At 38.4% G+C, this 15,130-nt stretch carries 12 protein-coding genes and 1 other RNA gene; 10 read left to right on the top strand and 3 right to left on the bottom strand.

Annotation, left to right across the window (positions count from 1 at the left end; translation table 11 throughout):
• Positions 1-33 precede the first annotated feature (33 nt).
• Both AC1MGI_RS16950 and recU read right to left on the bottom strand, forming a co-directional pair.
• Positions 34-2,778 carry a PBP1A family penicillin-binding protein gene (locus AC1MGI_RS16950; RefSeq protein WP_480346438.1) on the bottom strand — a complete coding sequence of 915 codons (2,745 nt, stop codon included), beginning with the start codon at positions 2,776-2,778 and terminating at the stop codon, positions 34-36.
• A 38-nt stretch (positions 2,779-2,816) separates the two neighbouring features.
• Complete coding sequence (gene recU, locus AC1MGI_RS16945) at positions 2,817-3,419, bottom strand: Holliday junction resolvase RecU (RefSeq protein WP_480346437.1); 603 nt, start codon at positions 3,417-3,419, stop codon at positions 2,817-2,819.
• Positions 3,420-4,169: 750 nt separating this feature from the next.
• On the opposite strand from recU, the gene AC1MGI_RS16940 reads away from it, so the two are divergent.
• From AC1MGI_RS16940 to AC1MGI_RS16930, 3 genes are all read left to right on the top strand, one after another.
• Positions 4,170-4,445: a hypothetical protein gene (locus AC1MGI_RS16940; protein ID WP_480346435.1), complete on the top strand. Its 276-nt coding sequence runs from the start codon at positions 4,170-4,172 to the stop codon at positions 4,443-4,445.
• Between the two features lie 245 nt (positions 4,446-4,690).
• A complete protein-coding gene (locus AC1MGI_RS16935; RefSeq protein WP_480346433.1) occupies positions 4,691-5,059 on the top strand; it encodes a YppE family protein in 369 nt (122 codons plus the stop codon).
• Positions 5,060-5,137: 78 nt separating this feature from the next.
• Positions 5,138-5,695 (top strand): YppG family protein, encoded by a 558-nt coding sequence (locus tag AC1MGI_RS16930; protein ID WP_480346431.1) that lies wholly within the window; start codon positions 5,138-5,140, stop codon positions 5,693-5,695.
• Positions 5,696-5,899: 204 nt separating this feature from the next.
• Here AC1MGI_RS16930 and AC1MGI_RS16925 read toward each other — a convergent pair whose 3' ends face one another.
• A complete protein-coding gene (locus tag AC1MGI_RS16925; protein ID WP_480346429.1) occupies positions 5,900-6,361 on the bottom strand; it encodes an Hsp20/alpha crystallin family protein in 462 nt (153 codons plus the stop codon).
• 485 nt (positions 6,362-6,846) lie between these two features.
• Here AC1MGI_RS16925 and AC1MGI_RS16920 point away from each other — a divergent pair, with 485 nt between their 5' ends.
• The 7 genes from AC1MGI_RS16920 (at position 6,847) to AC1MGI_RS16890 (ending at position 14,924) form a co-directional block, all read left to right on the top strand.
• A complete protein-coding gene (locus AC1MGI_RS16920) occupies positions 6,847-9,111 on the top strand; it encodes a DEAD/DEAH box helicase (RefSeq protein ID WP_480346427.1) in 2,265 nt (754 codons plus the stop codon).
• Between the two features lie 215 nt (positions 9,112-9,326).
• Positions 9,327-10,613 (top strand): ribonuclease H-like domain-containing protein, encoded by a 1,287-nt coding sequence (locus tag AC1MGI_RS16915; RefSeq protein WP_480346425.1) that lies wholly within the window; start codon positions 9,327-9,329, stop codon positions 10,611-10,613.
• Positions 10,614-10,925: 312 nt separating this feature from the next.
• Complete coding sequence (locus AC1MGI_RS16910; protein WP_480346424.1) at positions 10,926-11,405, top strand: CotD family spore coat protein; 480 nt, start codon at positions 10,926-10,928, stop codon at positions 11,403-11,405.
• A gap of 119 nt (positions 11,406-11,524) precedes the next feature.
• Positions 11,525-12,070, top strand: a complete 546-nt coding sequence (locus AC1MGI_RS16905; protein ID WP_480346422.1) for an SLOG family protein — start codon at positions 11,525-11,527, stop codon at positions 12,068-12,070.
• Positions 12,071-12,214: 144 nt separating this feature from the next.
• Positions 12,215-12,526, top strand: a complete 312-nt coding sequence (gene gpsB, locus AC1MGI_RS16900; protein WP_062178733.1) for a cell division regulator GpsB — start codon at positions 12,215-12,217, stop codon at positions 12,524-12,526.
• A gap of 182 nt (positions 12,527-12,708) precedes the next feature.
• An RNA gene (rnpB, locus tag AC1MGI_RS16895) (RNase P RNA component class B) lies at positions 12,709-13,102 on the top strand.
• A gap of 682 nt (positions 13,103-13,784) precedes the next feature.
• Positions 13,785-14,924: a THUMP domain-containing class I SAM-dependent RNA methyltransferase gene (locus AC1MGI_RS16890; protein ID WP_062178735.1), complete on the top strand. Its 1,140-nt coding sequence runs from the start codon at positions 13,785-13,787 to the stop codon at positions 14,922-14,924.
• Positions 14,925-15,130: the final 206 nt, after the last annotated feature.

Here is a 15,130-nt window from a genome sequence, read left to right as displayed (position 1 = left end):
CCCAAAGGGACATCCTCTTCTTTATTGGAGACATTAAGGGGTGTCTCCTTCAGCAGGTGGTACCGTGTTTTCAGCATCAATAGGTGGTTGTGGTGGTTCAGTAGTTCCGCCATTGCCGCCAGTGCTATTTTCAGAACCATTACCATTTCCGTTGCTATTACCATTACCTGGATTAGTAGTATTACCATCATTGTTTCCATTACCTGGATTATTAGTATTACCATCATTGTTTCCATTGCCTGGATTAGTAGTATTACCATTATTGTTTCCGTTGCTTGGATTATTAGTGTTTCCGTTGTTAGTACCGTCATCACTATTGTCGTCATTCGAATTATCTTGCCCTTGATCATTCTGTCCAGTGTCATCTGTTTCGTCAGGGTTATTTAAGTCAGGTTCAGGCTCGATCGGTTCTTCCTGAATTGCAGTGACTTTAACACTGGCTGAAGCTGATGCACTTTTCTGACCGTTAACGATCGCTGTGACAGTGAATGTATAAGTTGAACCAGGGTTAGGCTGTTGGATTGTTAATCCCATCGTACCCGAACGTGCCAGTACTTGAGAGGCGCCTCCATCAATCGACACTTTAACCTCAAATTCTGGTGTTTTACTACTATCTGTTTGAGGGTAGTTCCATTGAAGATTAATGGAATTGCTTGCTTCATCATAGTTTGCGTTGACTCCAACAGGTGCAGATGTCTTATCATATTGCTTAGTTACTTTTGTTGGTTCATGTCCTTTTAGGAAATATTCATAAGTAACCTGATCTTTAGGTGTATAATCACTTGCTTTTACTGCAGGGTTCGATCCTTTAAGAATGCCACGCTTTACAACGTTTTTCGGCTGTTTAAAGTCTTCAGTTTTAACGCCTTTATGAACATATTCCATCAGGTTTTTAACCATCTTTTTTGGAATTTTTTGCGATTCTTTTCCAAGGTATTCGCTATTTTTATCATATCCAATCCAAGCAGCTACCGAATATTCGGTCGTATAAGCTGTCATCCAACTGTCTGGAACTCCTTCTGATGGAATATTATATTTCCTTTTATCAGCTGCATCAAAATTGGAGGACCCAGTTTTACCAGCCATTGGCAAACCAGAGACTCTCGCTAATCGTCCAGTTCCGTAGCTTTCATCTATGACACCTTTTAACATGTCAGAGATCATAAAAGCAGTCGATTCTTTCATGACAGCTTTTGATGTGAATTTGTTTTCGATTTCTGTCTTATCACGTAAAACTATTTTTGTGACAGTATGAGGCTGATTATAGATCCCACCATTACCGAAAGCACTGTATGCACCAGCGATTTGCATAGACGATACGGATTGAGTGCCTCCGATTGCGCCAGACTCATAATTATTTTTAGGGATAGGAATACCTAATTCTTGCGCAAAGGCATATCCTTCTTCAACGCCAACCTCTTGAAGAGCCTTAAGTGCCGGGATATTAAGGGATCGTTCTAGAGCTTCACGCATACTCACATCACCGCGATAACGCCCACCTGCATTTTTAATCGGTGTGCCATTCGAATATTGATATGGTTCATCGGTTAGTTGATGATAAGTATCCCAATTTAACTTGTCAATTGCGGGAGCATAATCCATGATCGGCTTAATCGTAGATCCTGGTGAACGTTTTGCTTCAGTAGCGTAGTTAAACACACGTTTACCTTGAATATTTCTACCACCACCGATCGCCCTTATTTCACCGGTTTTCGTATCAATTAAGGAAATCCCTGCTTGCAATGATTTACTTGGATATTGAATAATATCCTCGGTATTTAGCATGTCATAGACATGTTTTTGTGCATCTTTATCAATGGTTGTATAAATCTCCAGTCCATCTGTATATGGATTGTAATCTCCCATACTTTGGACTTCTTCAATTACTTGGTCAATAAAAGCATCATATGGTGTTGTATCAACTTTACTCGTATCCTGTGCTTGTAACGTTTTGGTTACGGGTATGCTTTGTGCATTTTTCATTTCTGCTTCCGTAATAAATCCGTGACGATTCATTAAGTGAAGCACAATATTTCGTCTTTCTTCTGCGCGTTCAGGATATTTAAAAGGATTATATCTGCTCGGACTTTGCGGTAACCCGACGAGCATGGCTACTTCTTCGAGTGTAAGGTCTTTAAGATCTTTTCCGTAATACGTATCTGCAGCAGTTGCGATGCCAAATGCATGGTTGGCATACCAAATTTTGTTCACATACATTTCAAAAATTTCTTCTTTCGTGTATCTTTGTTCCAGTTTAATGGCCAGCCATGCTTCTTGAACTTTTCGTTTTATTGTCTTTTCGTCGGTTAAAAATGTCCGCTTGACGACTTGTTGAGTTAGTGTACTGGCACCTTGTGAACCAAAGCCATTCGTTACATTGCCGATTACGGCACTACCTAGGCGCAGAATGTCGACTCCACCATGCTTAAAGAATCGAACATCTTCCGTAGCCAAAACGGCATTTTTAATAACTTCAGGAATGTCCGCGTAGGCTACATACTCCCGCTTTTCTATACCTTCTTCGGTAAGTAATTTACCCTCTTTATCAAAAAACTTTGAGGAAAGGGGGTCTTTTAAAAGAGATTCGTCGATTTTGGGTGCATCGCTAATGAAATAGGCAAATGTTGCCCCACCCGCAACGACTCCAATAATTCCGAGCGTTACTAGAACGAGAAAAATCTTTTTAAATATTCCTTTTGGCTTTTTCTTACTCTTGCCTGTTTTATTAGAGTTTGCCTGCTTGCGGCGTTCCTCTCTTGTATTATATTTTTCAGCCATTGCAGCTTACCTGCCTTTCATAATGAACCATCGGGAAATCACCCCAAGATGGAATCTACTACTTTAATATAGTCAATCCTTGGATGAAAGCCAAGAGGAATTCGTTTCGAACAAGATTCCACCTCTGTTTTTGTAATTGATTTTCTTCCGCCTTCATTCATACGGTTCCAGAATTTTGTTAAATGTCCTAATTCCATTAAGTAAATTTCATCAGTTGTAGAAAATCGGATAATGACGAACGCGATTCCACCTTGCTGATCGATGCTTTTCATATGCTGGATTTGGTGTTCGTGAAAATTCTTAAGTGGGAACGAAGTTGGATTTTGTGTTTCCTTCGCTTCAAAATCTAAATGCTTACCCTTGTACACTCCATTATAATCCGTAGTAGATGCTTGTTTGAAATAGGCTTCTTTTATCACGGCTGCACTCCGTTTCGGATAATGAACATCGACAATTTGAATAGGGGTAGGCTTCTTATGGACGACAGCGATCCCATTTGCTACATAATATTCGTTCGTATCGTTTAAATCATCCTCCAACGTTTTTCCTCGATTGCCAAAGCTGCTTTTTTTGATGGAACGTTGAACGGCTTCCGAGCTTTTAGAGACGTATTTACGCCCATTGGGGTAATGAAAAGCCACGTGAATTCCCCCTTGTTTTTCACTTATCATATAATAGCAAAAAAAAATGTGAAGTAGTGAATAAAATGATCTTTTTCTTTTCAATCTAACTATGTATTTTATCACATTTAGGTGTAATTGGGTAATGAACGAGGGGATGGTTTACTGATTTATGCTTTCATATACAATAAAACAGAATTAAGAATAGATATAAGAATTCTCGTTTGGAATCAATGTAATTAATTTGAAGTCGTTTTTAGGAGTAGACAAGGAGCAATCAAGAAGTGGTTGAAAGATTAAACGGTGATGTTGGCCTAGTATGTAAATAAGCAGGTGTCCTAAACTAAAGGTTCAGCTCCTAGCAACACTATATACAGTTCAAAATGAGTGTATATACCAGTATAAACTGGAAAGTCGTGTTAGGGGCAGATCAGTTTAGGACAGCCGCTTTTACAAACTTATTGGGCTTGCTTAGGTAGCGGGACGATCAGGACCGGTTAATTTCGGGTTTCCGATTGCTGCTTTCGTGTTCAAGTTCTTTTCATTTTTCTTTTTTTGTTGTTCTTTACTCTGATTTGTCGTCATGATTTAACACCTCCTCCTACTAGTTTTATCTCAAATTGTCCACTCATTCATAAGATTTGTCGAAAGCTTAAAAAATCCCCCTTTATTTCACTTTTTTTGACGATTTACTTCTAGTTTTGTCAGACATGAAGGGCTTTTGATAAAAATAAAGAATATTCTTTATAAAGAGATTAGGGAGGGGTTTTAATGGGAATCAAACATGTGGATGTAGAAGAAATTCTTGGGTTAATGGAAGAAATCAATGAGCATTTAGAAACTTTAGAAACAACGTTATCTGTTTCCTTTGCCACGGAACGCAACAAGTTATGGACTAACGAGCATCACATGATCGATTCCGCAAGTATGAAAGTAAACGAAGCAGAAGCTAAATGGTTGTTGATGCAAAATGAACATACAGTTCTACGTGATACGGATAAGAATCGGAAGGAGATTCTTTCAATGAATCCGAGACTAGGGTTTTAAATTACGAATGAAAGTAACAAATCCGGCAGCTAAGCTGTACGGGTTCTTTTTTTGCAAAAATGTTTTATAATTTGGTTATAGAGGATGTTCAAAAAATTAAGGGGAATAATGATTGGTTTAAAAAAAAGAACTATCTCTTAATTTATTACGGATTACCTGAACGGGTGCAGATCATAGATTCGATTATTCCACGAAATACTTGTTCCTTTTTGAATACACACTTATACATAAAAATGGGGGATTATATGCTGGATAAGAAATATGTAGAAAAACTTACCATTCAATTATTACAGTTCACTGAAAAATCGGATGAAATATATGAAGCAGTTAGGGAAGAAGGAAAGGAAAGGGATTTTTATCAAGAGGTGAAACCATTTGTTGATGAAGTGGACGCTGTCTTAAAATTATGGACACCTAGCATGAGAGAATGGATGAAAGTGGAAGACTTTACCCACTTGTTCCCACAACAAATTGAGCAAACAGCAAACAATCTTGCTGATGTAGTTGTACAAGCCTTCTTTCCAAAAACAAGCTATAAACGATTTAAAAGTCATATTCAATCGGTACGTTTTATTCTGCAAAATGTTTTAACAGAGATTCAACATAAATTGTAACGGATTGATCGGCTTCTCACCAAAAACACTTCCGACACATATAATAGATCAGCTAATGACTTAATGGGGGGAGTATACATGAATACGTGGGGGTCCTATGAATGGGATCACAGAAATAATGGAGCCTACTTTAATGAGATGAGCGGGTATGTGAATGGGTATCATATGCAGCAACCTTCCTACCAGCCTCATCCTCAATACGTGCAGGTACCAGGGCAGCACGCGACTGGACATATGTCTCAGCACGGTCAGCACCCATATCAAGTGGGTGCCTATCATCCTTTTATGCAACATCCCCAGCCAAGCGAACCGGTATCGGGGTTTTATGGACAGCATCCGATGCAGTTCTACCAACAGCCGGTACAGGGGATTAATCCATTTGAAAACCCATTATCTAAAACAAAAACAAAGAATGGGCAAATGAATAATGCTCAGGCAGGTTCCAATCCTTACCCTAAACAGCAATTTACGCAAAAGCAGCAACCGACAGGCGTTCAATCGATGCTCAACCAATTTAAAACACAAGATGGATCAATGGATTTAAATAAAATGGTGAATACAGCAGGACAGATGATGAATACGGTAAATCAAGTTTCGTCGATGATTAAAGGGGTCGGCGGTATTTTCAAAGCATAATTAATAAGGGTCAGATTCTACCGATTATCGACTTTGCTGGTAAAATCCGGCCCTTTAATGTTATAAAAAACGTCCATGAGCGTCTGATATAAAACCAACAATGAAAAGGTTCAGGTTCTCAATTTGTATCACCTTATGAAGGCGGTGGTGCGGAGCTGATTTTGCGAAGCCCCGCCCCTTTTCCACAGAAAAAAACAAAATAAGTTAGTCATCAACTTTAATTGATTTTCCTCTAATTTTCGGTATGGTTAGACGCAGGATTCCATCTCGATGGTGAGCGGTCACTCTTTGTTCATCGATAGGTTTGGACAAGCTAATTGTCCTTGTAAGGGAGGTTGATTGTCTGTTTTGTGCTGAAAGAAAGTCTTTTTTTTCAACGGATTGCTGTTTGTTTTTGAGAATTCGAATCGTGATAGTCTGAGGTAGGATTTCTATATCAATATCGTTTCTACGGATTCCTGGCAAGGAAGCGCTGACGAAATAATCATTTTCTGTTTCTTCCACATCTACCGGAAAGCTTCCAGAAGAAACAGAGCCGAAAAATTCATTCATCGATTGGAGCATTCCCTTTGCTGGTTTATCACCAAAAAGTCGATCCATTTTATTGAAGAAATCGTGAACACCTTCATGAGGAAATGTTTTTTTCCTTTTTTCAGAGTCAGTCATGGTTCATACTCCTTTCAAATTCATTCATGGAATAAGGAATCGTTTTTCTTGAAAAGGTGAAAAAGTAACAATTGAAAATGAATTATCGTGGCCTATCGTCCACTTGCTGAGCAAAAAAAATAAGGTCAATTAGGTTCATAATAATTATTTTTTATGCAAAGAATCTGTGGTGTATTAGCCTATGTATCTCGGCCTAATTATGTGACAGAACTTTGTATATTATGGTTTAGTGAAAGCTGAAAAGGGAAGAAATTCGGGATGAACATGAAGAAAGCAAGCAAGCTTTCAACTGCCTAACAAAGGAAATGTTACTTAAGAATAGCGGTCATATGGGAATGTTTGAAGATCTGGTTACATTATCCTCCAATATTCTTGATTTTACCTAATTAAGTCGCCGTTTGAAATCTCATTCCATTTAAAGGGAATGAGATTTTCCTTTTGTATAGAACGCTTATTCAGTAATATAGAAGGATGGGGTGGTTTTTATGAAACTGAGAAAAAATTTACAAGAAATCATGGCTGAATTAAAAAGCAGTGAAGAATATAAGCATAATATTGCCCACTGGCATACGATTGAGGCGAAATTAGCAAAATCAGCACCATTTCCAGCTCGTATGCATGAATTGCTGCAAGCTGCATTAGTAAAACGAGGAATTCAAAGTCTGTATACACACCAAGCAACAGCTTTTGATGTAGCGGTTGAAGGGGGAAGCTTAGTCGCTATCACTCCTACCGCTTCTGGTAAAACACTTTGTTACAATCTGCCTGTTTTGCAATCTATTCTTGAAAATGAAAAAACTCGTGCGCTTTATATTTTTCCAACGAAGGCACTTAGTTATGATCAAAAGAGTGAACTCCATGAAATGATTAACGAAATGGATGTAGCAATTAATAGCTATACGTATGATGGGGATACACCTTCAAACATCCGTCAAAAAATCCGGCAAGCAGGGCATATTGTTATTACGAATCCTGATATGCTGCATTCTGGGATATTGCCGCACCATACAAAGTGGGTATCTCTGTTTGAAAATTTGAAATATGTCATCATCGATGAATTGCATATATATCGCGGTGTTTTTGGCAGTCATATGGCGAATGTGATTCGAAGACTAAAGCGAATCTGTGCATTTTATGGCAGTGATCCTTTGTTTATTTGTACGTCGGCGACCATTGCCAACCCACTTGAACTTGCCGAGGAATTGACGGGAAAAGAAATGAAGCTCGTCGATAATAATGGGGCTCCGAGCGGAAGAAAGCATTTTGTTTTTTATAATCCTCCAGTTGTCAATAAACCATTAAATATTAGAAGAAGTGTGGTACTTGAAGCGAGAACGCTTGCTCTTGAGTTCCTTTCGAATAAAATACAAACAATCGTGTTTGCAAAAAGCCGTGTCCGAGTAGAGATTTTATTAACCTATTTGCAAGAGCTAGTGGCGAAACAGCTAGGACCAAAATCGATTCGTGGATATCGCGGCGGCTATCTACCAAAGCAGCGACGAGAGATAGAAAGAGGGCTGCGAGACGGATCCATTTACGGAGTTGTCAGTACAAATGCATTAGAACTTGGAGTGGATATTGGACAATTACAAGTGTGTATTATGAACGGTTATCCTGGTTCGATTGCAAGTGCCTGGCAACAAGCGGGGAGGGCAGGAAGACGACACGGTGAAGCACTGATCATCATGGTTGCAAGCTCAAACGCCCTTGACCAGTATATCGTTCAACATCCCGAGTACTTTTTCACGAGAAACCCCGAAACGGCACGTATTAATCCTGATAATCTCGTCATTCTTGTTGATCATTTGAAATGTGCCGCGTATGAACTTCCATTTAAAAAAGGAGACTTATTTGGTAAGAATGACGTTTTGGATGTGTTGGAATTTTTAACGGAAGAGAGAGTGCTTCATCAAAACGGCGACAAATGGTATTGGATGAATGATGTTTTTCCAGCTCACAATATTAGTCTACGATCTGCTTCACAAGAAAATGTAGTCATCATTGATCAAACAGAATCTCTAAAATCTCAAGTCATTGGTGAAATGGATACGTTTAGTGCTATGACATTGCTTCATGATGAAGCGATTTATTTACACCAGGGTACTCAATATCAGGTGGAAAAACTTGATTGGGAGGAAAAGAAGGCATATGTACGTGAAGTGAATGTTGATTATTATACAGATGCCAATCTCGCTGTACAGCTTTCAGTATTGGAAATTGATAAGCAAAAGTCGTTTGCACAAACAGAAGCGACTTATGGTGATGTATCAGTCAGAGCGATGGCAACCATTTTCAAAAAGATTAAATTTGAAACGCATGAAAACATTGGCTCAGGGCCAATTACGCTACCAGAATCTGAACTGCATACAAATGGTGCCATGTTATCGATCGATCATGATGCATTTGGCTGGGATGAAAATCGAATGGAACAAGGCCTAATTGGCGCATCACACGCATTAAATTTTATGGTCCCGCTATTTGTCATGTGCGACCCCAATGATATTCACGTATATCCACAAGTAAAAGCAGCCCATAATGAAAAACCGACCATTTTTATCTATGATAAATACCCTGGTGGTGTCGGTTTAAGTGACAAGGTCTATCAAAATGCCGAGACGATCCTTAAAGAAACACAAGAGATGATTGAACGTTGCCTTTGTGAAAATGGCTGCCCATCATGCATCGGAACAGACACGGCATCATCCTCTGCTAAAAGAGATGCTGTGAATGTGTTGAAAATATTCCGTTAAAGAGGTTGTTCAAAAAGTCCGGTAAAAAAGCTTGCGAATTGTGTCATCGCGCATTTTTGACCTTCTGTTAAGATCGCGCATGTCCTGTGCAAGTCTGGTCCCAAACGTTAGTGTATACGCGAAAGGTCCTCGAGATGCGCTCGCAGAACTTCTCGGCTCTTTTTATCCTTATTTTTGAATACGCATTTAAATGTTGTAAATAGAGGTGCTTTTAATTGTCATTAAAAAATAAATTAAATCGCATGAAGACACATATGGATTTACAGGTTTCCGAGAAAAAAGCAAGTTCAGTTGAAGTCACTAAAAAGCAGCTTCATGAAAAAAGTAATGGTCATCTAGAGCTACCGTTTGCTGAAAAATGGCGGCAATTCGATACGGTACCATATAAGTTTGATGGCTCTTATTGTTGGATAAGAGAGGTTCGATATCCCATTGAGATGAAACATGGTCAATATTCATTTGCAGACTTGCACACAGTCATGGATTTGTGGAAGAAAAGTGGATTGAGTCACCCGTTAACTGCTTCAGGAATCGGAATAGAGGATTTGTTTTTCTTTGATACAGAAACAACGGGCCTTGGTGGTGGAGTTGGGAATACCATTTTCATCCTGGGGTATGCAAGCTTTGAAAAAGATGAAGTTGTAGTTCGGCAACATATTTTGCCCCAGCCTGGCGCTGAGATCCCGCTGTATCAGAGTTTCTTAGAAAAGGTGAATTATGAAACGCTTGTTACGTATAATGGCAAATCATTTGATTGGCCTCAATTGAAAACAAGACATAGGCTAATCCAACAACATGTACCGAACTTACCAGAATTCGGACATTTTGACTTATATCACGCCTCAAGAAGACTTTGGAAACGCAAATTAGAAAGAGTGAAACTATCGATTGTCGAAACTGAAATTCTAAAGTTTAAGAGAGAAAATGATATCCCAGGCTATTTAGCACCGATGATTTATTTTGATTATGTCGAACGCCAAGATCCAGAAATATTATTTGGTGTCCTAAAGCATAATGAATGGGATGTCCTTTCTTTAATCACTTTGTATATTCATCTTTCACGGCAAATTCTCCAAGTTGATGGATATGGGGATGAGTCACTCGAGATCGCGCGTTGGCTCCAGTATCTTGGGAAAAAAGAGGCGGCAAATACAGCATTTGAACTGGTAGTCAAAGAAGGTTCTGAGGATGAAATACTATTTGCCAAACAGGCACTCGGCTTTGCAAAAAAGAAAAATAAAAATTTTAATGAAGCGTATTTGATATGGAAAGAGGTTTTTGAGAAAGGGAATGGCATGTTGAAAGTTGAAGCTGGTATTGAATGTGCGAAATTGCTAGAACACCAATTTAAGGATTATGAACAAGCAAAAAAATATACAGAAGATGCGATGGATACACTTACAGATTTATCTAAAGATAAAGATTCTTTGATCGTCAATGAGTTGACGAAGCGTCTGTTACGACTGCAGAGGAAATTACAGGTTGATTCGAATATTCTTTAAAGCGGAAAGTGATAAAAATTTCCTGCTTTTATATGATAAGAAATAATTGTGGCAACCTGTTAAAACATGTAATATTGAATGCGGATGATAAGTCCTAAAATATAATAAATGAGGTCGTACGGGTAATGTACAAAGCAATTTTATTTTTGTTTTTCGTTGTCTTATGTTTAACTGCATTTTTATTTTCTACTTTTGGAGATACGTTCTATACCTTTTTATTATAAATTAGGTTTTTGACTAGTACATGAACCCCCTTTTTATCATAGTCTGTAATTGAAAGCGATACTTTGATGAAAGGGGACATAAAAAACGATGGAATATTCTAATAAGCAAATCAACTATCATAAAACAGTGGTAGGTGCAAAACACGGATGTGGTCACAATGTAATGGGCGCACATACAGGTCCAGCATACTCTCCCGCAGTTATGGGTGCTGGAGTTGGCCCAGCACCAGCACCTTATCCTTATGTTGGAGGTCAACAGATGGGACCGGGTTATCCAGCTCCTGGATATGGAGGAGGTCCAACAATGCCGACAAATGTTGCGCCAGCTCAAATATCACCAACAACAAACACGGTTAATACCAATGTAATGAAGACGATTGTACCTCATATCCACCCGTCTCATAATACAACGGTTAACAAACATGTATTTCAGCATCAACATTATTTTCCTCATACCAATTCAGTAGTCAATGAATGCTATAATCAGCAATCAATTTGTAGTGGACCGCCACCGATGCCGCCATGTAATCCATGTTGTGGACCAAGACCAAGACCATTCGGTTTTTAACAAATAAGAACAAGGGCCTATACTTGCCCTTGTTTCTTTTTAATATAATAAGGAAGATGAGTGCTGAGAACAAGAAAGATGGTATACTAAATAATAGTATCAATAATGGGGAGAATAAAATGAAAGTTCTATACATAACAGGCTATAAGGCCTATGAATATGGTATTTTCAAAAAAGATCATCCAGGTATAAAATATATAAAGAAAGTACTAAAGCAGCGATTAACATCATTCATTGAAGAAGGATTGGAATGGGTCATTATTTCTGGGCAGCTTGGAACAGAGCTTTGGGCAGCAGAGGTCGTTTTTGAATGTCAGCAGGAATATGCTGTAAAGCTTGCGGTGATTACGCCATACTTAAACCAAGAAGAGTCATGGAACGAAGAAAACCGTGAATTTTATCAATCAATTTTAGCGAAAGCTGATCTGGTCGAATCCATTTATAAAAGCCCATATGAAGGTCCAAGTCAATTAAAAATGAAAAATGTCTTTATGGTTCGCAAAAGTGATGGTATGATGATAATTTATGATGAAGAAAAAGAGGGATCCCCTAAGTTTGCAATGGCTGAAGCGAAGAAGTATAGGCTAGACTATGATTATTCGATCTTCCCCATCACATTTGATGATCTCGAACAAGTAGCTACGGAAGAGCAGTGGTCTGATTAATGCCTGTAGCTTTTTTATCCCACATTAACGGGAAGTGCCCCACTGATTGAAGTTTCACTTTATAAAGTTTCATTGACAAATTAAGTTTTTTTTGAAAAAATAAATGAAAAGTCGATGTATGAAGAAAGTGTAGAGGTGAGTCTTATGCTATCTGATAAGATAAAATTGACTGGAAAAGAGATTTTAGAAAAAGATTTCAAAACGGCAATGCGCGGATATAAACCTGAAGATGTGGATCAGTTCTTAGATGTTGTCATTAAGGATTATGAAGCATTCTATCAGGAAATTGAAGATTTAAAACAAGAAAATCTAAAACTGCGAAAACAATCTGAAGAGCAAGTTAAGCGCCAGAGTCAAACAAACACTGGGCCTATGCCGGGAACAACGAACTTCGATATTCTTAAAAGATTATCGAACTTGGAAAAGCATGTATTCGGCAGCAAACTATATGATTGATTAAAATGCTGTTAATTTTGCTTGTTGGCTCTATTTTGTGAAAGTCAGTTTTTTAAGATTTGGAGCTTGAGTAAGGTCGGAAAAACAATATAACATCCCCATTTTGTATCATTACCCAACAAGAGTAATAATTCTACTTGCTATCTAGAAAAGATTCATGTATAATAAATTCTTGTGTAATGACGTTCGGGTAATTGCTGCAGTTTTTAAAACTGTAGAGGAAAGTCCATGCTCGCACAGACTGAGATGTTTGTAGTGTTCGTGCCTGGCGAAAAAATAAGCCACGGCAGCAGGTGTATCCTGCTGACGGCCGGGAAAATGCCTAAGTCCTTTTTAGGATATGGCATGAATACCTATAAAAGTGCCACAGTGACGTAGCCTTTTCAGAAATGAAAAGGGTGGAACGCGGTAAACCCCACGAGCGAGAAACCCAAATTAATGGTAGGGGCGCTTTCTTCCTTGGAAATGAACGAGGAGAAGGACAGAGGCTGTTGTCTCTGTAGATAGATGATTACCACCTAAGTACGAGATGAATAATCGCTTGCAGTACTACGGTACAAAACATGGCTTACAGGACGTTATCATACAAAACAAAACTCTCCTTATTTAATGAGGAGAGTTTTGTTTTGTCTAGGCTGCTCTTTTTTGAAAGTTATTCAATTCATGTTTAATTGTTACAATCTAAACTGAATGACTTGTAACTCATGGAAATGAAATTCGTTTTTGTATGTTCTAATATCAAACATCCATGAGATGCTGTATACTTTGCTAGTGAATTGATAAAAGTGGTAAGGGGCTCTTTTTTTTACAATCAAGATATTTTCACAACGACAAGTGTAGGAATCGGATGATCTCCGTTTGGTGGAACTAATAGGGGAACATTGCTTAAGGATATCAAAATGGAAAGAAACTACTCGTAAATTAGTGACATTGAAACAAGTAGGCATTAAACTAACTATTGATGACTTTGGGAAAAGGGTATTCGTCGTTAATCTCTTTAAGTCGCTTCCGATTGACATGTTGAGAAGGGACCAAAGATTCATCTGTCATTTACATATGTATCGCGATGATACCTCTGCTGTAAACACATTCTTATGATAAACATAGCCTTAATGTAATATGATTGATGAATGTGTAAAATAAGAAAAATGTACGATAATTCAAAGATATTATATCTCAAGGTCAATTCTTCTAGGTGGATTGAAAGATTTATCAGAAAGTTGGATCTTGAGTTGTTAATAGGAAAGCTGGTGTGAAGATGAAACAATTTGATATTATTGCCACTTCGGCAATGGGGCTTGAGGCTGTTGTAGCAAAGGAAGTCCGCTCCCTCGGTTATGAGTGTGAAGTTGAGAATGGAAAAATTATGTACAAAGGTGATGCGTCTGCGATTGCAAGATCGAACTTATGGCTCCGAAGTGCAGATCGCATCAAAATTAAAATTGGCGAATTTAAGGCGACCACTTTTGATCAATTATTTGAAAAAACAAAAGCGTTGAACTGGGAAGATTATCTCCCTGAAGATGCAGAATTTCCTGTAAGCGGAAAATCTGTTAAATCCACTTTGTTTAGTGTGTCAGATTGTCAAGCAATTGTAAAAAAAGCAATTGTTGATCGAATGAAAAAGCATTATAAAAAAACAACATGGTTTGAGGAAAATGGTGCACTGTTTAAAATTGAAGTATCAATCCTGAAAGATATCGTTACGCTAAGTATGGATACGAGCGGTCCTGGACTGCATCGACGAGGATACCGGACAGACCAAGGTGAAGCACCATTGAAGGAAACACTTGCTGCGGCGCTCGTGATGCTGACTAATTGGTATCCTGACAAGCCGTTTATTGACCCGTTTTGTGGTTCTGGAACCATTCCGATCGAAGCGGCTTTAATCGGTCAAAATATCGCTCCAGGCTTCAATCGGGACTTTGTTTCAGAAAGCTGGAATTGGTTTGATCAAAAAGTGTGGGATGCAGCAAGAGTGGAAGCGGAGGATCTTGCGAAATACGATCAACCGCTTGATATAGAAGGATATGATATTGATCACCGTATGATTGAAATAGCCCAGGCTAATAGCTTTGAAGCTGGCTTTGGTGATATAATTTCTTTTAAACAAATGCAAGTAAGTGATCTAACAACGCGCAAGGAATATGGAGTGATTGTCGGAAACCCTCCATATGGAGAACGTCTGGGTGAAAAAGAACAGGTTGAAGAAATTTACAGAGGAATGGGTCAAGCGTTTAAAAAGCTTGATACATGGTCCATCTATATGATTACTTCTCATCCGGAATTCGAAACGTACTACGGAAAACAAGCAACGAAAAAACGCAAGTTGTTTAATGGCTTTATACGAACCGATTATTATCAATACTGGGGGAAACGCCCACCTCGTAAAGATTGATGTTAATCAGATAACAATAAGCAGTACAGCAAATAATGGAGTGCTATTTGTCTTGACCACATTACTTTCGATCTGAGGATGTGTAGCATAGGTTTATTATGAATAGTCTGCAGGCTAATGCCTGTGGGCTTTTTTTTGCTTCATAAATGAATTTAAAGCTTTCTAAAGAGCTTTTGTTAATAGTGATGACGTTCTCTATATTGATT

This window comes from Peribacillus sp. BM1 (assembly GCF_056679975.1).
The sequence above is the reverse complement of the archived record's forward strand: the minus strand, read 5'-3'. Positions and strand labels throughout refer to the sequence as shown.